Below are 23,662 nucleotides of genomic sequence, written 5' to 3'. Positions count from 1 at the left end.
GACCCGGACTGTGAAAGGCCATCTTAGGGGGTCTCGGATCAGTATTTGACACCTGTCAGAATATCTGTAATCTGACAGGTGTCAAGATGTGTGTCGGCCCAGTGCGCCGAGCACGTAAGGCACTCCCCTCGCCCACGCTTCGGAGTTCTCGCCATGCCCAGGAAGCCCACTGACACGGCCGCCGGTCCGGCCGTCACCGCCTTGTCGTCAGGTCATCCGTCCTACCGCCACCGCTGGTGGATCCTTGCCGTCATCGGCGTCGCCCAGCTGATGGTCGTGCTGGACGCGACGATCGTGAACATCGCTCTGCCGTCCGCTCAGAAGGACCTGGGATTCTCCGACGGGGACCGGCAGTGGGTCGTCACCGCCTACGCGCTCGCCTTCGGCAGCCTTCTGCTGCTCGGCGGTCGGATTGCCGACCTCTTCGGCCGCAAGGTGACCTTCCTGGTCGGCCTTGTGGGCTTTGCCGGTGCCTCCGCGCTCGGCGGGGCCGCGAGCAGCTTCGAGATGCTCATCGTCGCCCGGGCCGCGCAGGGTCTGTTCGGCGCGCTGCTCGCCCCGGCCGCCCTGTCCCTGTTGACCACGACCTTCACCGACGCCAAGGAACGCGCCAAGGCCTTCGGCGTCTACGGTGCCATCGCCGGTGCGGGCGGTGCCATCGGGCTGCTCCTCGGCGGCGTGCTGACCGAGTACCTCGACTGGCGCTGGACCCTCTACGTCAACCTCGCCTTCGCAGGGGTCGCCTTCGTCGGCGGTGCGCTGCTGCTCCAGCGTGCCCGGCGCGACAAGAGCGTGACGATTGACGTCCCTGGTGCCGTTCTGGTCTCCGGCGGTCTGTTCTGCCTGGTCTACGGCTTCTCCAACGCAGAGAGCCACGACTGGGACTCCTCGGCCACCTGGGGCTTCCTGCTCGCCGGAGCCGCGCTGCTCTCCGCCTTCACCTGGTGGCAGACGCGCTCGGCCCACCCGCTGCTGCCGTTGCGGATCCTGCTCGACCGTAACCGGGGCGCCTCGTTCATCTCCGTGCTCATCACCGGCGCCGGCATGTTCGGTGTCTTCCTCTTCCTCACCTACTACCTCCAGCAGAGCCTGGCCTACACCCCCGTCAAGACCGGGCTGGCCTTCCTGCCGATGGTCGCCGGGCTCATGCTCGCTTCCACCCTCGCCTCCACCGCGCTGATTCCCCGGTTCGGGCCCAAGCCGGTGGTGCCGCTGGGGATGGGTATGGCCGCGGCCGCCATGGTCTGGCTCACCGCGCTGGATCTGGGCAGCGGCTACGCCACGGACGTCATGCCCCCGCTCGTCGTGGCGGGCCTCGGACTCGGTCTGGTGATGGCCCCGTCCATGAGCCTGGCCACGGCAGGCGTGGGCGCGGAGGACGCCGGTGTCGCCTCGGCGGCCGTCAACACCATGCAGCAAGTGGGCGGCTCCCTCGGTACCGCCCTGCTGAACACCCTCTCCACCAGCGCGGCCACGGACTATCTGGCCGGCAGGAACCCCAAGGACCCCGCTGTCGTCGCCCAGGCCAGTCTGGAGGCCTACTCCACTGCCTACTGGTGGTCGGCCGCGTTCTTCGTGGCGGGACTGGTTGTCAGCGTGCTGCTGTACCGGCGTGGGGCGCCCGCCGTGGACGCCAATGCCGCACCCGTGGTGCACATGTGAGGTCCCCTCACCGTGCGGAGCGGCTCGCCGGACCTCCGGCGAGCCGCTTTCCGACACCGGTGCGGTGGGCTCGTCGCTGAGCCGGGGGAGCAGGATCCGGAAGGTGGTGCCCTGGCGAGGGGCCGAGTCGACCTCGACGTGGCCATCGTGGGCGGCGACCAGGGAATGGACGATGGTCAGGCCGAGATCCGAGGGCTGGGGACGGCGGCCGTCGTGCCGGCGAGGACGGAGTGCTGTGCCCGCCATCACGCGGTTCCTGCTTTGAGCATGTTGGGGGTGTCAGGCCTGAGGGCCTGCGGGCCCGATGCTGCGCAGCAGCCGCTCTCCGGACTCGCGGAGCTTCTCCTTGACCTCGTCCAGGCCGGAGGTGAGCAGGGCATGGTCGCGTTTGCGCCAGGTGCCGGCGACCATCACCGCTTCGATGTTGGCGATGTCGGCGTGCAGGACCGTGGCGACGGGGTCGTGCGCCGGCCACAGGTTGAATGCCCGGGCATCGACGGCGACGAGGTCGGCTTGCATGCCCGCCTCGATCCGGCCCACCCGGTCGGCCAGGCCCAGTGCCTTGGCCCCTTCGACCGTGGCCCAGGCCAGTGCCTGCTTGGCGGTGATCGAGGCGGTGTCGGCGTGCATGCCGGTCGTCTGCCGGTGTCGGGCGTGGTCCAGGCCGCGTTGATGGGCCAGGGCGATGCGGGCTGCGGTGAGGAGCTTGCCGGGTACGGCTGTGTCGATGTCGGTGCCGAGGGAGGGGGCCGCCTGCAGGCGCAGCAGGGACCCGGTGATGGGTGTGCCGTGTCCTTGGCCCAGTTCGTTCTCCGGGGTGGTGGTGAAGGTGACGCCCGCTTCGAGGAGCATCCCCAGCCAGTCGTCGGGCAGGTCGATCCCGTGCGCGACGTTGGTCAGAGGGCTGAACAGCCCGGCGGCGCGCACGGCTTCCCAGCCGGGTGAGGGTTCGCCGCCGCTCTGGTGCATCGAGACGACGAGGCCGCGTTCCGCGCCGGCTCGGAAATCGGCTACGGCGGTGTCGGGCGAGGAGTACTGCGGCCCTTGCAGTGCCATGCCCAGGGTGAGGAGGGCGTGATCGCGCACGGGCCCGTCGAGCAGCCGGTCGATCTCGGCGAGGGGGTGGGCTGTGTCCGGCGAGCGGTAGGGCGTGCCGTGCAGGAACACGGCCCGGATGCCGGCCTGAACCAGGCCTTCGACGGCTGCGTCGGCGTGTTCGGGCGACAGGACGTTGTGACACCAGTCGCCGAGGGTGGTCGTACCGCAGTTGATCTGGTTCAGGGCGCCGGCGAGATTGCTGATGTGCATGTCGGCCGGGGTGTAGTGCCCGACGCACTCGCCGTGGAGGTGGGTGAGGTACTCCATCAGTGTCCAGTCGGCGCCCACGGAGCGCAGCGCGGTCTGCCAGGTGTGCAGGTGGGCGTTGACCAGGCCGGGGATGACGATGCGGCCGGAGAAGTCGACGATTTCGGTGTCGGGTGCCTCGATGTTCTCGCCGACGGCGGCGATACGGTCACCGTCGACGAGGACATCGGCGTGCTCGGCGTCCGGACGGCCCGGCACCATCGTGATGACCTGCGCCCCGCGCAGCAGTACGCGGCTCATGCGGTGGACCTCCAGCCGGGGGAGGTGTGGCTCTGCTGGGACATGGTGCGGCTCCTGCTCATGGCGTCATTGCCCGCGCGGCGGATTGTGTGGTGGTGAGGAAGTCCCGGGTGGCGATGTGCCCGATGTAGCCGTCGGGACGGATCAGCACCAGCGTGTCGCCGTCCAGGCCGTAAGCGTCCTTCAGCGTGTTCTCAGGGTCGGAAAGGGGGAGGTTGTCGGCGGCACGCGCCCCGACCGCCAGCCGCTTCAGCTGAGCGCCGGCTGTCGGCCAGGCGAGCACCGGGAGGTCGCGGGCGGCACCCGCGCCGTAGGCGATGGCGGTGAAGTGCGGCCCGCGGCAGACGTCGAACAGCCGGGTTCCTGTCCCGTCGGCGCGGAGCAGCTCGGCGTCCGGGGCGCGGTCGCCCACGCGCAGCGTCGAGGTACGCACTCCGTCGGCCGGGGCGAGCAGACCGCCGTAGTAAGTAAGGGCGAGCTGCTGCTCGTCCTTGCCTCGCTTCATGCTCGACGGGTCGAGCTTGGCGATGCCTCCCCACTTCTCCGCGGACAGCCCCAGGACCCCGGCGGCGACCGGCTGCCGCTCGGCCTCGTAGGTGTCCAGCAACGCCGGGTCCGCTCCGGCGAGGACCTGGCCCAGCTTCCAACCGAGGTTGTACCCGTCCTGCATGCCGGTGTTCAGACCCTGGGCACCGGCCGGGGTGTGGACGTGCGCGGCGTCACCGACGAGGAAGACGCGTCCTCGGCCATAGTTCTCCGCCAGGCGGATGTTCGGTCGGAACACCGACGTCCAGTGGATGCCGTGCAGCTGAATGCGCCGGTCGCGGGTGTGGGAGTGGATCCGCCGGAGGATGTCGTCCTTGTCCGAGGGCGGTTCCTCGTCGGGCCCGAGGCTGATCATCCACTGGAACATGTCGCTGCCGGGGAGCGGACAGGCGCCGATGCGCTTGCCGCCGCGGCCGAGCCACATGTGCCACCGGTTGCGGGCCAGCCCGGTCACGGTGGCATCGACGATGAGCATCCGGTCGCTCTCGTGCGTCGTCCCGACGAACCCGATGCCGAGTTGCTTGCGCACCGCGCTGGAACCGCCGTCAGCGCCTACGACGTACCGGGCGACGATCTCCTTGATGCCGTCCGCGCCCGCCACCTTGGCAACCACCGTGTCCTCGTCCTGCGTCAGCTCGGTCAGTTCCCTGCCGAACTCGATCTCACGGCCGAGTCCGCTGAGCCGGGCGTGCAGTGCGCGGTCCGTGCGGAACTGAGGGATCAGCCAGGTGTTCGGGTAGGGGACGTCTGGGGCCGCCTCCCTGTGGGTGAACATCTTCCAGGGCACGGCGAAGGGGCCCGCATGGATCCCGAGCTTGGGATAGGTGCTGCCGCCGGCCAGCACCTCGTCGAGGGCACCGAGGTCTTCTAGGATTTCGAGGCTGCGGGGCTGGACGCCCTTGGCCCGGGACCCCTCGAAGGCATGGGGAGACCTGTCGATGATCCGTACGTCGAGTCCCCGCCGTACGAGATCGATCGCCACAGCAGAGCCCGAAGGGCCCGCACCGACGACCAGGACGTCGATGACCTGCGGGTTGTTCACGAGTCGAGCCTCTCGGCGCGTGCGGCCACGAACGGGACGATCTGATCGGCGACGTGGCGCGGGCGTTCAAATGGGGCCATGTGCCCACACTTGGGAATGACATGACGATGCTGGGGCTTCAGCAGGGCGCGAGCCGTGTCGAGGTGGGCCAGGGGCGTGACGTCGTCCTCGGCGCCCCACAGGAGCAGCGTGGGAATGCCCAGCGCGCCCGTCTGCCGGAAGAGGTCGTCACGGCCGGAGACCGGCAGGTGTTGCAGCGTGTCGAAGACCGCGTACAGCGAACCCTCGAAGCGAAAGGCGTCGAGGACCATGTCCGTCAGTTTCGAGCCGATCTCAGGGTCGCGGACGTTGTGCCCGAGGTGCCCCTGGAGTATCCGGCGGCCGCGCCGCCGGGCGACGATACCGGCCAGCAGATCGTTGCCCAGTATCCGGTGAGGGGAGGTCGGCCGCGGTTTCGCGAGACCGGCGGGGCCGACGATGGTCAGGGTGGACACCGACGAGTGGTGCCGGGCGGCGTAGTTCATGGCGACCAACGCGCCCATGGAGGTTCCCACGAGATGCAGCGGGCGCGTGGTCAGGCCGAGCCGTTCGGTCAACTCGGTCAGCTGTCGCGCGAAGAGGGTTTCGTCGTATCGCGCCCGCACCCGGTCCGAGTAGCCGCGGCCGTACGCGCTGCAGGTCAGAGTCCGCAGCCCGCGGGCGTTCAGCTCGGTGACGAGGCCGTCCCAGTAGAAGAGCGGGATGGTCAGGCCGCCCGCCATCACGACCATCTCGCCGTCCTCGGGGCCCTTCAGTTCGTAGTGCGTGACGCCGTCGGAGAGTTCGACGAAACTGCCGCGCAGAGCTTGCCGCGATTCGGCGGTGAGCCGTCGGTCCTCGCCCTGTGCGACGAAGTACTTCATGGAACGGGCCTCCTTGGCCTCAGTGCGTGGGGGTGTCGGTGGAGGAGCGCAGGAACTTCGCGATCGCGTCCGAGACCCAGTGGGGCTCCTCTTCGGGCAGCAGGTGTCCGCCGTGGGGGTGCACCAGCTCTGCGGCGCCGGGGATGTCACGGGTGAAGTGCTGGCCGTCGATGCCCGCGCTGCGCAGTACGAGCGTGGGTGTCGTGATGCGGGGGATGTGCGCGCTGCGGTCGGGCTGGTCCGTGTTGCAGAAGTCGACGAAGGCCGAGCGGTTCCCGGGCCGGTTCATGAGCTGGTGGGCGCGGTCCACCATGGCGTCGTCCACGATCGTCGAGTGCGAGCCGACGTTCGAGCGCAGGTTGCGCCCGATGGCGCCGCGCGGCATCACCCGCCGCAACAGGGGGCGCAGTAGTGGGTTGCGTGTCAGGCGCATGCCTGCCGGTATCTCTTTCTCCGGGTATCCGGTGGCATTGACGAGCACCAGGCCGGTCAGCCGCTCCGGGTGGTCCAGCGCGAGGTTCCAGGCGATGTTGCCGCCCAGTGAATTGCCCGCCGCCGCGTAGCGCGGCACGCCCAACGTCTCCAGGAAGTCCGCCACCGTCGCGGCATAGGCCGGGATGCGGTAGTCGCGGTCCATGCGAGGGCCTGTCAGGCCGAACCCCGGCAGGTCGGGGCGGATGACGTCGAACGACTCCGACAGCAGGTCTGCCGCGCGGTCGAAGTGCTGAAGCGACGACGCGCTGCCGTGCAGCAGGACGAGTGCCGGGCCGCCGCCAGCGCGTTTGTAGTGGATCCGCAATCCACCCACCACGACGAAGCGGGAATCGGGCTGCGGCTCAGACCAGGTGCTCATAATGGATACACTGTTACCGATAAGGTAGTCGTGTCAAGCGCAGGCTCCCGGAAGTCACGGCCTTGCGGCCTGCGACATCGAGCGCGCTGCGGTAGCGGCTCACCTGGGTGGCGCCCGGAGCCACGTGGGACGGTCATCCCGGCATGGCCTCGGGCGGCGTCCGCCTGCGGTCTGCTCATGGTGGCTGGCACGGTGGTGCACCTGCGCCATGGCGACCCGCTCGCGCAGGCCCTGCCCGCCGTCGTGCTGCCCTGGCGGCGGTGGCGTACACCGGGGTGGCGATCGCCGAAGGCGGACGGACCGGGACGGGCGCCGCCTGGAGAGCGAAGCTGTCGATGCCCGACAGCTCACGGGCCTCTTGTGGGGCGTACCGTCGACAGTGTGCAGTACACGGCCGCACACCTCGTGTCCCGTGTCGCCGGCGACCTCAGGCCGAAGGCGGACGAGGTGATCGCCGACGTGTTGCGGTGCCTGCGGAGTGAGGTTCCTGAACTGTGGAGTAATCCGGATCTCGTCCGCATGACGTCTGAGAACGTCGCCGAGCATGTCGCCGGCGTGCTGGCCGGCCTGGAAAACGGCATCGACCCGCGCGAGATAGATCGGCCGGCCGCCGAGCTGGAACGCGCACGTCGACTGGCCCATTACGGCACGCCCGTCACAGCGCTGCTGCGGGCCTTCCGGCTCGGTCAGGGCATAGTCCTGGACAAAATGCTTGCCGAAATCGCGCGGGTGACGAAGGATGCGGAGTTGGTCAGCGAGGCATCGCGTCTCCTGCTCGTGATGGCGAACGGATACGTGGACGACGCGTCCGAGCAGGGTGTCACGGCGTTCCAGGAGGAGCGGGAACGGCGACTGCAGCGGCGTCTGTCCTTGGTGAACGAGGCCGGTCTGCGCATCGGGACCACCCTGGACATCGCTCGCACCACCCAGGAACTGGCAGACCTCGCCCTCGAGCACTTCGCCGAGCTGGTCACCGTCGACCTGCTCGACTCCGTGGTCCACGAGCACGGCACTCCGGCACCGGATCCCCTCGTACTGCACCGGGCCGCGCAGGCGTCGAGGGTGCAAGGAGGCCAGGAGCCGACGATTCGGGTGGGGGAGTGCCACACCTACCCGGACGGATCGGTCATGGCCCGCGCCCTGACCACCGGCCGGCCCTCCCGTCACCCGGCGACACCGACGGATCCGGCCGACGACTTCGGCACTCGCCCTGCATGCTCGACGCTGGTGGTGCCGCTGAGCGCACGCGGCGTCACTCTTGGCGTCGCGAGGTTCTGCCGTCAGAGCAACCCGGTCGCTTTCGACGATGAGGATCTGTTCCTCGCCCAGGAGATCGCGGCCAGGGCGGCCGTGGCCATCGACAACGCCCGCCGCTACACACACGCCCGTGCCACGGCCCTCACTCTCCAGCGCAGTCTGCTGCCACGGCGTACGGCGGAGCAGGCTGCCGTCGAAGTCGCCTGCCGCTACCTGCCGGCCGGTGCCCAGGCCGGTGTGGGCGGCGACTGGTACGACGTGATCCCGCTGTCCGGAGCCCGGGTTGCCCTGGTGGTGGGCGACGTGGTCGGCCACGGCATTCACGCCGCCGCCACGATGGGGCGCCTGCGGACCGCGGTCCGTACCCTCGCCGACATCGACCTGCCTCCCGAGGAACTGCTGACACACCTGGACGACGTCGTCATCCGCCTGTCCGCTGAAGCCTCGGCCGACCCGGACGCCGAAACGGCCGGGGACATCGGCGCCACATGCCTGTACGCCGTCTACGACCCTGTCGACGGCCGTTGCTCGCTGGCCCGCGCGGGGCACGTGCCGCCCGCCGTAGTGCACAGAGACGGAACCGTCGATCTCCTGACCATGCCGCACGGCCCGCCGCTGGGCCTGGGTGGCCTGCCGTTCGAGGCGACGGAGGTCGACCTTCCCGAAGGCAGCCTCCTCGCTCTGTACACCGACGGCCTGGTCGAAGCCCGCGACCACGATATCGAGGCGGGCCTCACCCTCCTTTGCCACGCCCTCGCACAACCCTCCGCATCCCTGGAGGCCGCCTGCGACAGCGTGCTCCAGGCCTTGCTGCCCGCAGCAGGTCTGCCTCGCGACGACATCGCCCTGCTGCTGACCCGCACCCGCGCCCTCGGGGACGGCCAGGTCGCAGCCTGGGACGTGGACGCCGACCCGGCAGCCGTCACCCAGGTCCGTAGGAGCGCAGCCCGGCAACTGGCCGCCTGGGGACTGGAGGACCTCGATTTCGTCACCGAACTGGTGATCAGCGAACTGGTCACCAACGCCATCCGCTACGGCCAGCCCCCCATCCGCCTGCGTCTCATCCGGGACTGCTCCCTACTGGTCGAGGTGTCCGACACCGGCAGTACCACCCCCCACCTGCGCCGTGCCCGCGCCTTCGATGAAGGCGGACGCGGCCTGCTGCTCGTCGCCCAGCTCACCGAACGTTGGGGAACGCGTCATGCCCGGCAGGGCAAGACGGTCTGGGCCGAGCTGGGCGAGGAGAATCACGCCGAGCCCTCGGAGCTGGCCTTCCGCCTGTAGCCGGCGCCGAGTGGGGCGAGCTGCGAGACCAGCAAATGGCCACGGCATGCATTATGGCGTTGCTGCGCTGACGGCGCCCGTTTGCGCGACGGGATGAGGAGCGGGTTCTCACCGAGGCTGTGCTCTCGTCAGCAGTCCACGGACACGCTCTGCTGGGAGTTGGCGTCTTCCTCGGGTCGATCCCCTGCTGCGGCTGTGGGAACGAGTCCGCCCGGTCACCGGCGGCCGGCTGGTCATCGTGGGTCACGGTCCCGAACGGCAGAGACTCCAGGCGCAGGCCGGGCCCGGCGTGGTCATCACCGGACGGGTGTCGGAAGAGCAGAAGCACCAACTGATTTCCAGCCGAGGTTTAGCCGTCCTGCATGCCGGTGTTCAGGCTCTGGGCGACGGCGCGGCGGGGACGGGGGCACCGAGGCCCCGTGACAGGGCGCGGGCTGTGGCCCGCAGAGCGGGAGAGATGAACCGTGGCTCTGTGTGGCCCGCCGGTACGACAACCGAGAGTGCCGCGACGACGTCTCCGGTCGCGCCGCGCACCGGCACTGCGGCAGCGAGCAGCGGGCGAGGTTCCTGTCGGTTGACGACGGCGATCCCGTTGCGGCGTACCTCGGCGAGGGCGCGGCGCAACGCGGCCGAGGAGAGGGGCACGCCTTCCGGTTCGTGGACCAGTGGTTGGGCGAGATAGGTCTCCTGGAAGTCCGGGTCGGCATGGGCAAGGAGAACGAGACCGACCCCGGTGGAATGCAGCGGCAGACGGCCGCCCACGCGGTACAGCACATCGATGGCCTCACGCGCCGACAAACGTTCGACCAGGAGAGCTTCCATGCCGTCCAGGACGGCGAACAGGACGTGCTGGTGCGTCGCCTCGTACAGGTCCTCCATGAACGGGAGCGCCACCGTGCGCAGGCCGTGGGCGCGCGGGGCGAGCGAGGCTACCTCCCACAGACGCAGGCCGACCACGAAACGGCCGTCGGGGTCCCGTTCCAGAGCCCCCCAGTGAAGCAGGCGCCGGGCGAGCCGGAGTGTCGTACTGGGCGGGGTGTCCGTGACCCGGCTCAGTTCGGCGAGAGTCATGGCGCGGCGGGTCTCCTTGAAGGCCGTGAGCAGAGCGAACGCCCGGTCGATCACCGGATCGCCCTGGGCTGGCCGGCGACCCCGAGAGACGCTGGGGGGGTTCGTCATGCCTGCAGTCTCACTCTTCGGGCCGCTCCTCGTACATTGCGGCAAGGTTTCGATCGCATGCCATTCAATGGAATTGCTGCTGGTGCCGATCTGGTCGATCTCCCACTGTTACCCCACACGTCGACGAGACGCCTCTCAGGTTCCGAGCCGAGCCGATTCCGAGGAGACCCATGACTGCGGAGTTCACCCAGAGCGGTGTGGTGCAATTCTCCCTTCCGGGCAAGCCTGTGCCCTTCTTCCTGGAGGCAGGTGAGGGGGAGCGGGCGCACCTGTACGACTCGCTGATCACCGTGCTGCTCAGCAAAGACGAGACCGACGGACAGTTCGGCGTGTTCACCTACTCCGCTCCCAAGGGCGACGCGATCCCCACACATGCGCACGCCGATGTCCACGAGACGTTCTTTATGCTCTCTGGGCGGGCTCGCGTGTGGATCCAGGACGCGCAAGGTGAGCGACACGAGAAGTTGCTGGGGACCGGCGACTTCGGCTACGTCCCGGCGGGCTGCCTGCACACCTTCCGTGTGGAGGCCGACGACACCCGGATCATGGGCGTGTCCAGTGGCGGTTTCGAGCGCTTCTTCGCCGCGTCCGGCACCCGTACAGACTCCCTGGAACTGCCGCAGCCGCCGTACGTCCCCTCGCCGGAGCAGATCGGCCGCGCGGCGCGCGAGTACGGCAACGACTTCCGGTTCGACCTGCGTCCCTTGGACGGCTGACGTGGCCGGACGCGCGACGCCGCTGCCCACCGAGGAAATCACGCCGGCGGGCACCCGGCTGTTGCGAGGGGTCGAGTACGCGACACCGGACGGTTTCCGCCCGCTCCTGCTCGATCTCCACCTCCCCGCCGCGCACCCTGCCGGAGGCCCCGTGCCGGTCGTTGTCTTCCTGCACGGTGGGGGCTGGCGGACCGGGAGTCGCGCTCGGTTCGGGTCGGCCTTCGAGGCGTGGGAGGTCAGTCCGTTCGACCTGCTCGCGGCGGCCGGCTTCGCGGTCGTCTCGATCGACTACCGGCTCAGCGCGGAGGCCGTCTTCCCCGCTCAACTGCACGACGGCAAAGCCGCCTTGCGCTGGGTGCGCGAGCACGCCGAGGAGCTGGGGCTCGACGCCGAACGGGTCGTGCTGTGGGGCGAGTCGGCCGGCGGCCATCTCGCCGCGCTGCTCGGACTGACGGTCTGCCGACCGGAGCCGGAAACCGACCACGTGGTGGCTGGTCCGTACGCCGGCGTCGTCGGTGTCGTGGACTGGTACGGGCCCGCCGACTTACGGACCATGCAAAGCCAGTCCCGCCCCGACGCCGTGACCGTGCCCGACGCGGCGGATTCCCGGGAGGCCCAGTTGATCGGGGCGCCCGTACCCGAGGCGCCCCGGCTTGCTGCGGAGGCGAGCCCGGTCACCTACGTCTGCTCTGCCGCTCCGCCGTTCCTGCTCGCCCACGGCACGGCCGACCGGTTCGTCCCGAGCGCCCAGAGTGAACAGCTCGCCCAGGCGCTGCGGGCCAGCGGCAGCGAGGTGACCTTGCGGCTCATCGACTCCGCGGACCACCTGTGGGCCGGTCTGCCCGATCCACGGACCGTCTTCGACGAGGCCCTGGACTTCGCCCTGCGCGTCTGCGCCCCGATCGCGGCACGCACCCCCCGCCGGCCCGCCGCCGTGCGCGCCTTCTGACTCCACCCCCCGTCCCCACCCCCGTCCCCGCACGCCGGCATCGACCCGCCCAGGTCGTAGGCAAAGGAGCCTCGGTAATGAATCGTTTCAAATTCTCCTCGGCAAGAAACAGCGTGCTCTTGGCAACCGCCGTCGCCCTCGCCTCCGCCGGTGTCACGGCCTGCAGCTCGTCCTCCGCGAGCGGGTCCTCGGCGTCCGCGTCGGATGCCCTCACAATCGGTATGGACGGCGACTCGGCCGCGAATGGCTACGACCCCGCGAAGTACACGGAGATGCGGCAGTTCTTCGAGAGCGTGTACGACTCGCTCTTCGTCAAGACCGCCGACGGCGGCGTCAAGCCGAGCCTGGCCACCAAGTTCGCGTACAACAAGGACAAGACGCAGCTGACCCTCACACTGCGCAAGGGAGTGACGTTCGCGGACGGCAGCACGCTCACCGCCGCCGTGGTCAAGAAGAACCTCGACCGGCGCAATGACGCCGCCCTGGTCGCGTACGGGAACATGGCCAAGGGCGGACAGGCCGAGATCAAGCAGGTCACCGCACCCGACGATCAGACCGTCGTCCTCACCTTCGCCAAGGCCCAGCCGACCTTCCAGGAACAGCTCGCCTCCGACGCCGGAATGATCGTCAGCGCCAAGGGACTCGCCGACAGCAAGGCCCTCGGCGTCGCACCCTACGGCTCGGGCCCCTACACCCTCGACAAGTCGGGATCGGTCAAGGGCAGCAAGTACACGATGGTGCGCCGGAAGGGTTACTGGAACTCCGCGGCCTTCGCCTACGACACCGTCGTCTACCGTGCCCTGCCGGACCCGCAGGCCAGAGCCAACGCCTTGGTGTCCGGTCAGGTGGACGTCGCCGCGGTCGCCGGATCGACCTCTTCGTTCGTCAAGTCGCGCGGCACGGGGCTGTCCTCCCTGGGCGGCACGGTGGTGACCCTGCCGGTCTTCGACAAGAAGGGCACGGTCTCCAAGCCGTTCGGCGACGAGAGGGTTCGCCAGGCCATCCAGGTCGCCGTCAACCGCCAGGACCTGGTGAGCGGTCTCCACAAGGGCGACAAGCCGACCTCCAACGCCTTCCCGTCCTCCTTCGACGGCTACGACGCCTCGCTCAACACCACCTGGGGCTACAACCCGGTCAAGGCCAAGAAGCTGCTCTCCGAGGCCGGATACGCCAAGGGCTTCTCCTTCACGGTGATCACCAGCCAGGCCAATCAGACCGACCTGGAAGCGATCCAGAAGCAGCTCAAGGCAGTCGGGATCGACATGAAGCTCAAGGCCGCCGCCTCCACCGAAGAGGCCTTCGCGGCCGTGAACACCACCCCGCTCGGCTACCTCGCGTTCAACTGGCCGGAACCGGTGGTAGCCATGCAGGCCGTCGTCCTCGGGGGGTTCCTGAACACCCAGAAGGCGACCGACAAGCAGCTCACGGAGTACACGGACGCCGCCGCGGGCGCCACCGGCGCGAAGCGGACAGAGGCTCTCACCAAGCTCAACACCCGTCTGGTGGAAGCGGGCTGGCTGATCCCGCTGTACGAGAGCTACTCCTACGCCGGTTACAACACCAAGAAGGTCAAGCCCCTCACCTTCGCGGGCAACGACGCATACCCGCTGCTGTCCTCGATCAAGCCGGCCTCCTGACGACCGGCCCGGTCGGGGACCACTCGAAGAAGAAGAGGAAGGAGGAGGCTCCGTGACCAGATTCCTCGCCCGGCGGGCCGCGATGGCGGTCCTGACGCTGCTGGCGGTGATCGTCCTGACCTTCGCACTCGTTCACTCCATTCCGGGCAGCCCGGGCGCGGTGATGCTCGGCCCGGGAGCCTCCGCGCAGGAGATCCACGCCCAGAACGAACTGCTCGGCTGGAACCAGCCGCTGGCCGTCCAGTTCTGGGACTGGATCACCCACGCGGTCCGCGGAGACCTCGGCACCTCCCTCACCGGCGGCAACGAGGTCGGCCCGGACCTGGCGTCCCGGCTCCCGGTGACCGCGGCCATCGCATTCGGCGCCACTGCCCTGAGCGGTGTGCTCGGCATTGTCTCGGGAGTGGTGGCGGCGGTCCGCGGCGGTCTCGTTGATCGGTTCATCACCGCTTTCTCCGGGATCGTGGTGTCCCTGCCGACCTTCTGGCTGGGCATCCTGTTGGTCTACATCGCCTCCATCCGGCTCGGCTGGCTCCCGGCGACCGGCTACACCCCCTTCACGGACTCTCCCGTCGACTGGGCCAAGAGCCTGGCCCTTCCGGTGCTCAGCCTGGCGATCGGCGGGGCTGCCCTCGTGGCGCGGCAGGCACGCGCCTCCATGGTCGAGGCCCTGGGGCAGGAACACATCAGGACCCTGCGCGCGACGGGGATTCCGCCCTGGCGGCTGCTGTACGTGCACGCGTTGCGCAACGCGAGTGTGCCCGTGGTGGCGGGGCTGGGCATGCAGTTCGTCGGGCTGTTCGGCAGCACCGTCATCGTCGAGCAGATCTTCGCTCTGCCGGGTCTGGGACAGGTCGCCCAGGCCGCGGTCACCTCCCACGACTTCCCGTCCGTGCAGGGAGTCGTGATCATCGCGACGGTCGTCGTCGTGGTCACCAACGTCGCGCTCGATGTGCTGATCAGCGCGCTGAACCCGAAGTTGCGTGCGGCATGAGCGAATACCTTCAGGCGAAGCCGGCACAACAACTGCTTGAACAACCCGAGCACACCGCCACCGAGGCGTCGCAGCCCGCCCGGCACCAGCTGCCCCGGCTGCTGCGCAGGCCGGGCGGCATCTTCGGACTCGGCTGGCTGGCACTGCTGGTGGTGCTCTCGCTCACGGCGTCCTGGTGGATCCCGTACGGGACGAACGACCAGCAACTGTCGGCCGCGTTGCAGGGCCCCAGTGCCCAACACTGGCTCGGTACCGACGAGTTGGGGCGCGATCTGCTCAGCCGGATCTTCGCAGCCGGGGCGAGCACCTTGGGGGCCTCCCTGCTGACCGTGGCGGTGGCCTACGCCATCGCCGTCCCCCTGGCGCTCGTCGCCGCCGAGCGCGGCGGGCACACGGAGACGGTCATCAGCCGCACCACCGAGATCATGATGGCCCTGCCGGGCACGGTGATCATCCTCGCGTTCATCGGGGTGTTCGGTGTGGACACCGTGCTCATCATGACCGTGCTGGGCGTGTTGATCTCCTCCGGGATGTACCGGGTGCTGCTGGGGGTGGCGCGCTCCCTGCGGGAGCAGTTGTACGTGGACGCGGCACGGGTCAACGGCCTCGGCTCCTGGCGGGTCAACCTCCGCCACGTGCTGCCGGGCATGCGGACGGTCCTGGCCGTGCAGGCGGCCCTGCTGTTCGGCATCGGCCTGTTGATCCAGTCCGGCCTCGCCTTCATGGGCTTCGGCCCGAAGCCGCCCGCGCCCAGCTGGGGCGCCATGATCGGTACGGCCTCACAGCACATCTACGACGCACCCTGGCTGATGGTGCCCTCCGGACTGGTGCTGTCCCTGACCGTGATCGCCGCCAACCTGGTGGCCGACGCCCTGACCGACCCGGAGGAAGCACCCCGGACCGCCCGGCGGGCCGGGAAGCGGGCCGGCGGGGCCGCCGCAGGGCCGGCCGAGCCCGATGGATCGGGAGTACTGGACGTACGCGACCTGACGGTGGCCGTCGACGACGGACCGGTGCTGGTCAGCGGTGTCTCCTTCCGGGTCGAGCCCGGCCGGGTGCTCGGCCTGGTCGGCGAGTCCGGCTGTGGCAAGACCATGACCGCGCTGGCCGCACTCGGACTGCTGCCCGCCGGAGTCGCGGTCACCGGCGGCGCGCTGCACTGGCAGGGCCGCGACCTGGCATACCTCGACGAGCGACACCTGCGCCCGGTCCGCGGACGCGAGATCGCCTACGTCTCGCAAGAGCCGATGGTCGCCCTCGACCCCATGTTCTCCGTCGCCTACCAGCTCACCGGACCACTGCGGCGACTTCGCGGGCTGTCCCGCGCGGAGGCGAGGGACGGCGCGGTGAGCCTGCTGAAACGGGTGGGAATCGTCGACCCCCAGGCCGTCATGCGCAGTTACCCCCACCAGTTGTCCGGCGGCATGGCCCAGCGAGTGGCGATCGCCCTCGCCTTGACCGGCGGCCCGAAACTGCTGGTGGCCGACGAGCCGACCACGGCCCTCGACGTGACCGTGCAGGCGGAGATCCTCAGCCTGCTGCGCTCACTCGTCAGCCAGTCGGGCACCTCGGTCGTGATCGTCACCCACGACCTCGGTGTCGTCGCCGACCTCTGCGACGACGTTGCGGTGATGTACGCCGGCGAGATCGTCGAATCCGGAACGGTGACCGAGGTACTGGACGCCCCCCGTCATCCGTACACCAAGGCGCTCCTCGGGGCGAACCCGCACGCGGGTGAGGCCGTGACGCCCTCGCACCGGCTGACGGCCATCCCCGGCCAGGTGCCAGCGCCCGGCAGCTGGCCGCAGGGATGCCGCTTCCGTGACCGCTGCCTCTACGCGGCAGACGCCTGTGGGCAGCCCGTGGCACTGGAAGCGGCCGACCGGGGCGGCACCGTTCGCTGTGTCAGGGCCACCGAACTCGCGGTGGCCGCCGCCCACCCGGACGAGAGGACCCCGGCATGAGCACCACCACGGCCCCGGCCGACACCCAGCAGGCCCTCGCCCTGGACGTGCGGGACCTGACCGTCCACTACGGCCGCCGCTCCCGGCGCAAGCCGGTGCCTCCGGCCGTCGACGGCGTGTCGTTCTCCATCGCCCCCGGCGAGACCATCGGCCTGGTCGGCGAGTCGGGCTCGGGCAAGTCGACCATCGGCAAGGCGGTCCTGGGCCTCCAGTCCGCGACCGGTGGATCGATCTCCTTCTTCGGAGACGACATCACCCATGCCGCCCCGGCCCGGCGGCGGGCCCTCGCGGCCCAGCTGCGGGTGGTGTTCCAGGACCCGTACTCCTCCCTCAACCCCGCCATGACCATCGGCGAGACCCTCGCCGAACCGCTGCGCCTGATGGGCGTCGGCAAGGCGGAGGCGGCCCGGCGGGCGCGCACCGCCCTGGAGCGCGTGGGGCTGCCCGCTTCCGCCGCCGAGCGTCGGCCCCGCCAGTTCTCCGGCGGCCAACGGCAGCGCATCGCGGTGGCCCGTGCCCTGGTGTGCGACCCGAAGGTCGTGGTGTGCGACGAGCCGGTGAGCGCACTGGACCTGTCAACCCAGGCGCAGGTGCTCAACCTGCTCGCCGACCTGCGTGACGAGCGGGGTCTGTCGTACCTGTTCGTCGCCCACGACCTCGCGGTGGTCCGTTTCCTCGCTCAGCGGGTGGTTGTCCTTTACCGCGGCCAGGTGATGGAGACCGGTGCCGCGGCGGCCGTGGTCGAACAACCCCGCCACCCCTACACACGGGCCCTCACCGCCGCCGCCCCGGTGCCCCGCCCCGCCGAACAGGCGGCCCGGCGCGCCGCGCGTGAGGCGATGGGCATCGGAGCGGCCGGACTCGGAACTCCCTCCGCCGCCGGCTGCCCGTTCGCGTCGCGTTGTCCCCTCGCCACCGACGTGTGCCGCGCCGAGCGGCCCGCACTGCGCAGGGTCGGTGACAGCGATGTCGCCTGCCATCACGCCACCGACTGACCTCCCTCCTCGACGACTGCCCCACGCTCACGACCCCAGGAGCTCTTCCCATGGACCCCACACTCGACGATCTCGTACGCAAGCTCGACCTGGAGACCAAGCTCCGGCTGATCTCCGGCGCGGGCGCTTGGGCCACTCAGGCCTGCGAGGAGATCGGTCTGCGGCCGATCAGCGTCTCCGACGGGCCGGTCGGCGTCCGCGGCCCGGTCGAGGACGAGCGGGACTGGTCGGCCAACCTGCCCTCCTCCAGTGCGCTGGCCGCCACCTGGGACGAGGAACTGCTCCACCGGGTGGGCGCCTTGCTCGCCGCGGAAGCGGTACGCAAGGACGTCGACGTGGCGCTCGGCCCCACGGTCAACCTGCACCGTTCCCCGCTGGGCGGCCGGCACTTCGAGTGCTTCTCGGAGGACCCGCTCCTGACCGGCCGGATGGCGGCCGCATATGTCCGCGGCCTCCAGGACAACGGGGTCGGCGCCTGCCCGAAGCACTTCGTCGCCAACGACTCCGAGACCGACCGCACCACGGTCGACATCCGGGTGGACGAACGTACCTTGCGCGAGCTCTACCTCGCCCCCTTCGACCACCTCGTCACCGAGGCGGACCCCTGGACCGTGATGGCCGCCTACAACGGCGTCGACGGCGCGCCCATGACGGAGAGCCCACTGCTGCGTGACGTCCTGAAGGACGAGTGGGGCTGGGACGGTCTGGTCGTCTCCGACTGGGGCGCCGTCTACGGCACCGAGGAGTCCGCCTCCGCCGCGCTCGACCTGGCCATGCCGGGACCGTCGGAGCACTGGGGCGAGCCGCTGCTCGCCGCGGTACGCGAGGGCCGTGTCCCAGAGGCCGCCATCGACGACAAGGTGCGCAGGCTGCTACGGCTGGCGGCCCGCGTCGGCGCTCTCGACGGACACCCCGCCGCCGCCGGACGCCCCGGTCCCGGCACGGTCGCGCAGGGCGGGGCACTGGCGCGTGAGGCCGCGACCGCCGCCATGGTGCTCGTCCGCAATCACGGGGACCTGCTGCCTCTCGCGACCGACAGGCTGTCCCGCGTCGCCCTGCTGGGCCCCGGAGCGCTGGACGCCCGGCCGCTGGGCGGGGGCAGCGCGACCGTCTTCCCGCCGTATGTCGTCAGCCCGCTGGAAGGACTGCGCTCGGCACTTGGCGACCGCGTCGAACTGGTCACCGCGCCGGGGGCTTCCCTCAGCGACGACCTGCGCACCCCCCGCCCCGGAGAACTCTCCCAACCCGGCACCCTCCGGTGGCTCGACGCGACCGGAGCGTGCCTCAAAGAGGAGCCGACGGCGGGCACGTGCTTCGTGCGCGACCTGAAATCTGTCGAGGAGGGCACCGTCTCGTTCGAACTGCGCACCGTCTTCACCGCCGACACCACCGGCGACTGGCAGCTCGGCATCAGGGGCGTCGGCGCGTTCGTCCTCGACCTCGACGGTGAGACGGTCATCGACACACACATCGTCCGCGACCCACTCGACATCGGCTCGGTGGTCGGCGCCGCGCCGCAGGAGTACATCACCCGGCGGCTGAGGGAAGGCCAGAAGGTCGACGTGCGGCTGCGGTTCACCTGGGGCCAGGACATCATGCTGTTCTGGGTCGGCCTGGTGGTCGGCGAACCCAGGTTGCCCGCCGACCAGCAGCTCGCCCGCGCCGTCGAACTCGCCGCCGCCTCCGACGTCGCCGTCGTCGTCGTGGGCACCACCGAGGCCGTCGAGAGCGAGGGCTTCGACCGTACGACCCTGCGGCTGCCCGGTGACCAGGACGCCCTGGTACACGCCGTGGCCGCCGCCAACCCGCGCACCGTCGTCGTGGTCAACTCCGGTGCTCCCGTGGAGATGCCCTGGCGGGATGAGGTCGCCGCCGTGCTGCTGGCCTGGTTCCCAGGCATGGAACTGGGCAACGCGCTGGCGGACGTACTGCTCGGCGTCGCGGAGCCCGGCGGCCGCCTGCCCACCACCTGGCCGACCCGCGACGAGGACGTCCCGGTGTGGAACACCACCCCCCGGGACGGAGTGCTGGAGTACACCGAGGGCCTGCACATCGGCCACCGCGCCTACCTGCGCGCGGGCACCGAACCCGCGTACTGGTTCGGCCACGGCCTGGGCTACACCACCTGGGATTACGAGGCCTTCGACGTACCCGCCCACGTGCACCCCGGCGAGGACCTGACCGTCACCGTGCGCCTGCGCAACAGCGGGGAGCGGCGCGGCAAGGAGGTCGTACAGGTCTACGCCGCCCGACCAGACTCGGCCGTCGAACGCCCCGAACTGTGGCTGGCCGGCTTCGCCGTCGCCGAGGCCGGCCCGGGCGAGGCCATGGACGTCCCCATACGCATCACCGCGCGAGCCCTCCAACACTGGTCGGTGACCCGTCGTCAGTGGCGGACCGAGAGCGGCGCGTTCCTTCTCTCCGCCAGTCGATCAGCCGGCCGGCCGATCCTCACGGACGAAACGGTGGTCTCAGAATGAACTCGCCCACCTGTCTGCGTGCCGAACAGTTGGAACACGCCCTGGGCATCGGCACGCGACGGCCCCGGCTCTCCTGGCGGCTTCCGGCCGACTCCCGCGTGCAGCTGGCCCATCGGATCAGAACCTGCGAGGGCTGGGACTCCGGCCGCGTCGAGGGGGCCGACAGTGTCCATGTGCCGTACGGCGGCCCTCCGCCGGGCTCCGGCGAACGGATCACCTGGCAGGTCAAGGTCTGGACCGACGTCGGCGAGAGCGACTGGTCCGAGTGGGCCTGGTTCGAGACCGGGCTGCTGGACCCCTCCGACTGGCAGGCCCTGTGGATCGAGCCCGTCGAGACCGAGGTGCCGCCCGCCGGACACCGCCCGGCCCATGTGTTGCGTACCCCCTTCTCGACGACGTCCCCGGTCCGCCAGGCCCGCCTCTACGCCACCGCGCAGGGGCTGTACGAGGCGTTCCTCAACGGCGAGAGGATCGGGGACGCCGAACTGACGCCGGGCTTCACGCAGTACGACGTACGGCTTCAGGTCCAGACGTACGACGTCACCGCACTGGTGCGGGAGGGCGACAACGTCCTCGGGGCACTCCTGTCCGATGGCTGGTTCCGCGGCCAGATCGGCATCACCCGCGCCCACGACCAGTGGGGGAAGCGGGTGTCATTCCTGGCGCAGCTGCATCTGGAACATGAAGACGGCACCACGACCGTCGTGTGCACCGGGAAGCACTGGCGCTCGGCCACCGCGCACATCGTCGAAACCGACCTCATCACCGGCCAGTTCAGCGATCTGCGCCGGACACGCACGGGATGGGACGTACCCGGGTACGACGGCCAAGAGTGGGGACCGGTCGACGTCGCCGACCACGGCTACGCCGGACTGGTCACCTCACCGGCCCCGCCCGTGCGACGCGTCGAGGAACTCGCCCCCGTCTCGGTGACCCGGCCGCGTCCCGACCGGCAGGTCTTCGATCTCGGCCAGAACATCAACGGCTGGGTAAGGCTGCGCGACCTCGGCCCCAAAGACACCCGCCTCACCCTCACGCACGGCGAATCACTCGACCACGACGGTGACGTGACGACGGACCACCTCCGCGTCGACCTGTCCTTCCTGCCCGAGCCCCTCCCGGCCGGCCAGGTCGACCACGTCGTCTCGGCGGGCCGCCCGGGCGAGACTTTCGAGCCCCGGCACACCACACACGGCTTCCGCTATGTCCGCATCGAAGGCCACCCCGGCGAGCTGACCACTGACGACCTGCGGGGCGTAGTGGTCCACACCGACCTGCGGCGCACCGGCTGGTTCGACTGCGGAGACGAGCGGATCAACCGGCTGCACGAAGCCGCCGTGTGGAGCATGCGCGGCAACGTCTGCGACATCCCCACGGACTGCCCCACCCGCGAACGCGCCGGCTGGACCGGGGACTGGCAGGTGTTCGCCCCCACCGCAGCCTTCCTCTACGACGTCGCCGGGTTCTCGGCCAAGTGGCTGCGCGACGTCGCAGCCGACCAGTGGCCGGACGGCACGGTCTCCAACATCTCGCCCGCCTGCCGCACCGAAGGCCCGAACGGCCCCGTGGCCCACCTCAACGGCTCGGCCGGCTGGGGCGACGCCGCGATCATCGTGCCCTGGCAGATGTACCGCGCCTACGGAGACCGGGCCGTGCTGGAGGAGCTGTGGCCGACCATGACCGCATGGCTCGGGCGGACCGAACGCGTGGCACGCGAAGCACGCCACCCGGACCGGGTCCTGCGCTCCGCCGAACCCGCCCCGCACGAGCGGTATCTGTGGGACACCGGGTTCCACTGGGGCGAATGGCTCGTGCCCGGCGAGCACATCGGCGATGACCTGCCCCAGTACGCGCAGCGCGACAAGGCCGACATCGCCACCGCGTACTACGCCCACTCCACCCGGCTGGCAGCGCGCATCGCCCGGGTGATCGGCCGAGACGAAGAGGCGGCGGCCTACGAAGAGTTGAGCGAGCGGATACGCGAGGCCTGGCGAACCGAGTTCATCACGCCCGACGGCTCACTGCGCCCGGACACCCAGGCCAACCACGTGCGCGCCCTCGCCTTCGACCTGGTGCCGAAAGAACTGCGAGCCCGGACCGCGGAGCGGCTCGCCGAGCTCGTACGGGACGCCGGCACGCATCTGGGCACCGGCTTCCTCGCGACCCCGGACCTGCTCCCTGTGCTTGCCGACACCGGGCACCTCGACGTGGCGTACGAGCTGCTGCTCCAGGACAGCGCACCGTCCTGGCTGCACATGATCGACCGAGGCGCGACCACGATCTGGGAGAGCTGGGAGGGTGTGGCCGACGACGGCACACCACGCGACTCCCTCAACCACTACTCCAAGGGCGCTGTCGTCTCCTTCCTGCATCGCTACACCGCCGGAATCGAGCCGGACGCGGACTTCCCGGGCTATCAGCGATTCACCGTGGCACCGCGCCCGGGCGGCGGCCTTGCTTGGGCACGAGCTGAACACCACTGCCCGTACGGACAGATTGAATCCGCCTGGGAAGTCGACGGCGACCGTTTCCGGCTCGACGTCACCGTGCCACCGGGCACCACCGCCGAGGTCGTCCTGCCTGACGGCACGCGGCGCACCGCCATTCCGGGCACGCATACCTACCATTGTGCTGCGCCCGCCGCCCTGACGACGACGGGAGCCTCCCGATGACCCACAGCACCGAGCGGGAACGAACCGATTCCGAGCCTCCTGAGTGGACTCCACCCGGCTTCCTGCCACCTGCCGGCCCCGTTGCGCGCGAGGACGGCTCGCTGCACTATTCCGGGATCAGCTATGCCCTCCCGCCCGGCTTCCGCCCCCTCCAGTTGGACCTGTGGGTACCGGCGGGAGGGGGCAGGCATCCGGTGGTGGTGTGGATCCACGGCGGAGCGTGGCAGTTCGGTGATCGCCGCTATCTGCCACCGACCCTTGAGACCGACGCCGTCTACCACGCGCTGCTGGAGGCCGGGATCGCGGTCGCCTCGATCGACTACCGCCTCGCGGGCGAGGCCGTCTTCCCTGCACAACTGCAGGATGCCAAGTCCGCCGTCCGCTATCTGCGCCGGCACGCCGCTCAACTCGGTCTGGACGCCGAGCGGTTCGGTGTGTGGGGCGAATCGGCCGGTGGACACCTCGCGGCACTTCTCGCCCTCACCGCGGGTCGCACCGCACAGGAGGGAGACCCCGTCGTCGCCGAGCCTCTCGACTCGGTGCGGGCCGTCGTGGACTGGTACGGAGTCAGCGACCTGGCCACCATGCCCAAGCTGGAGGTTCCCCCGGACCTGCCGCCGGGTACAGCCGATCCGATCGAGCAACTGCTGGGCGGCACCACCCCGGAGCGGGCCAGATCAGCGAGCCCCATCACCCACGTGAGCGCCGACGCACCGCCCTTCCTGCTCATCCACGGCACCGACGACATTCCCGTACCACTGGAACAAAGCAGCCTTCTGCACGCGGCGCTGCTCGCGGCGGGGGCGCAATCCGAACTGGTGACGGTCGAGGGCGCCGGTCACATCTTCGTCGGCGCAACCGACATCCCCGCTCTGATCGCCCGCTCGGTCGCCTTCCTGACCAAGCACCTGCAGGAGTGACCGCG

General features: G+C 70.0%; 16 protein-coding genes and 1 pseudogene. 12 read left to right on the top strand and 5 right to left on the bottom strand.

Translation table 11 applies throughout. The annotated features are described in order from the left end of the window. The first annotated feature begins 153 nt into the window (after positions 1–153). Positions 154–1,662 (top strand): MFS transporter, encoded by a 1,509-nt coding sequence (locus ACWC09_RS11590; protein ID WP_450850319.1) that lies wholly within the window; start codon positions 154–156, stop codon positions 1,660–1,662. Positions 1,663–1,941: 279 nt separating this feature from the next. Here ACWC09_RS11590 and ACWC09_RS11585 read toward each other — a convergent pair whose 3' ends face one another. Genes ACWC09_RS11585 through ACWC09_RS11570 form a run of 4 tightly spaced genes read right to left on the bottom strand, consistent with a single transcriptional unit; the run spans position 1,942 to position 6,610 of the window. Further along, entirely contained in the window at positions 1,942–3,267 is a 1,326-nt protein-coding gene (locus tag ACWC09_RS11585) for an amidohydrolase family protein (RefSeq protein WP_450850318.1), read from the bottom strand. A 58-nt stretch (positions 3,268–3,325) separates the two neighbouring features. Next, on the bottom strand, positions 3,326–4,855 hold the full coding sequence (locus ACWC09_RS11580) for an FAD-dependent oxidoreductase (protein ID WP_450850317.1): 1,530 nt from the start codon (positions 4,853–4,855) through the stop codon (positions 3,326–3,328). After that, the gene (locus ACWC09_RS11575) at positions 4,852–5,757 is read right to left on the bottom strand and encodes an alpha/beta fold hydrolase (RefSeq protein ID WP_450850316.1); all 906 of its coding nucleotides are present in this window, start codon (positions 5,755–5,757) and stop codon (positions 4,852–4,854) included. Before ACWC09_RS11575 ends, ACWC09_RS11580 begins: the two co-directional genes overlap by 4 nt. A 19-nt stretch (positions 5,758–5,776) precedes the next feature. Next, positions 5,777–6,610, bottom strand: a complete 834-nt coding sequence (locus tag ACWC09_RS11570; RefSeq protein WP_450850315.1) for an alpha/beta fold hydrolase — start codon at positions 6,608–6,610, stop codon at positions 5,777–5,779. Positions 6,611–6,991: 381 nt separating this feature from the next. Between ACWC09_RS11570 and ACWC09_RS11565 the strand changes: the two genes are divergently transcribed. Further along, the gene (locus ACWC09_RS11565) at positions 6,992–9,151 is read left to right on the top strand and encodes an ATP-binding SpoIIE family protein phosphatase (protein WP_450850314.1); all 2,160 of its coding nucleotides are present in this window, start codon (positions 6,992–6,994) and stop codon (positions 9,149–9,151) included. A 172-nt stretch (positions 9,152–9,323) separates the two neighbouring features. Continuing rightward, a pseudogene (locus tag ACWC09_RS11560) lies at positions 9,324–9,536 on the top strand (glycosyltransferase family 1 protein); the annotation flags it as partial. On the opposite strand, the gene ACWC09_RS11555 reads toward ACWC09_RS11560, so the two are convergent. Further along, a complete protein-coding gene (locus ACWC09_RS11555; protein WP_450850313.1) occupies positions 9,524–10,330 on the bottom strand; it encodes an IclR family transcriptional regulator in 807 nt (268 codons plus the stop codon). The pseudogene ACWC09_RS11560 and the gene ACWC09_RS11555 overlap by 13 nt on opposite strands. A 170-nt stretch (positions 10,331–10,500) precedes the next feature. Between ACWC09_RS11555 and ACWC09_RS11550 the strand changes: the two genes are divergently transcribed. The 9 genes from ACWC09_RS11550 (at position 10,501) to ACWC09_RS11510 (ending at position 23,657) form a co-directional block, all read left to right on the top strand. Beyond that, on the top strand, positions 10,501–11,046 hold the full coding sequence (locus tag ACWC09_RS11550; protein WP_450850312.1) for a quercetin 2,3-dioxygenase: 546 nt from the start codon (positions 10,501–10,503) through the stop codon (positions 11,044–11,046). Between the two features lies 1 nt (position 11,047). Next, positions 11,048–11,995 (top strand): alpha/beta hydrolase fold domain-containing protein, encoded by a 948-nt coding sequence (locus tag ACWC09_RS11545; protein ID WP_450850311.1) that lies wholly within the window; start codon positions 11,048–11,050, stop codon positions 11,993–11,995. A 113-nt stretch (positions 11,996–12,108) separates the two neighbouring features. Continuing rightward, a complete protein-coding gene (locus tag ACWC09_RS11540; protein ID WP_450850310.1) occupies positions 12,109–13,632 on the top strand; it encodes an ABC transporter substrate-binding protein in 1,524 nt (507 codons plus the stop codon). A 52-nt stretch (positions 13,633–13,684) separates the two neighbouring features. After that, positions 13,685–14,626, top strand: a complete 942-nt coding sequence (locus ACWC09_RS11535) for an ABC transporter permease (protein WP_232032781.1) — start codon at positions 13,685–13,687, stop codon at positions 14,624–14,626. Continuing rightward, positions 14,623–16,590: a dipeptide/oligopeptide/nickel ABC transporter permease/ATP-binding protein gene (locus ACWC09_RS11530; protein ID WP_450850309.1), complete on the top strand. Its 1,968-nt coding sequence runs from the start codon at positions 14,623–14,625 to the stop codon at positions 16,588–16,590. The genes ACWC09_RS11535 and ACWC09_RS11530 overlap by 4 nt, the downstream gene beginning before the upstream one ends. Beyond that, positions 16,587–17,585 carry an oligopeptide/dipeptide ABC transporter ATP-binding protein gene (locus tag ACWC09_RS11525; protein WP_232032783.1) on the top strand — a complete coding sequence of 333 codons (999 nt, stop codon included), beginning with the start codon at positions 16,587–16,589 and terminating at the stop codon, positions 17,583–17,585. The genes ACWC09_RS11530 and ACWC09_RS11525 overlap by 4 nt, the downstream gene beginning before the upstream one ends. 50 nt (positions 17,586–17,635) lie before the next feature. Beyond that, positions 17,636–20,065, top strand: coding sequence for a beta-glucosidase (locus tag ACWC09_RS11520; protein ID WP_450850308.1), 2,430 nt, complete (start codon positions 17,636–17,638; stop codon positions 20,063–20,065). Continuing rightward, on the top strand, positions 20,062–22,737 hold the full coding sequence (locus tag ACWC09_RS11515) for a family 78 glycoside hydrolase catalytic domain (protein WP_450850307.1): 2,676 nt from the start codon (positions 20,062–20,064) through the stop codon (positions 22,735–22,737). The genes ACWC09_RS11520 and ACWC09_RS11515 overlap by 4 nt, the downstream gene beginning before the upstream one ends. Continuing rightward, on the top strand, positions 22,734–23,657 hold the full coding sequence (locus ACWC09_RS11510; RefSeq protein ID WP_232032786.1) for an alpha/beta hydrolase: 924 nt from the start codon (positions 22,734–22,736) through the stop codon (positions 23,655–23,657). Before ACWC09_RS11515 ends, ACWC09_RS11510 begins: the two co-directional genes overlap by 4 nt. Positions 23,658–23,662 lie beyond the last annotated feature (5 nt).

It is taken from the genome of Streptomyces sp. NPDC001617 (genome assembly GCF_053596855.1).
This window is presented reverse-complemented; position numbering and strand designations above follow the sequence as displayed.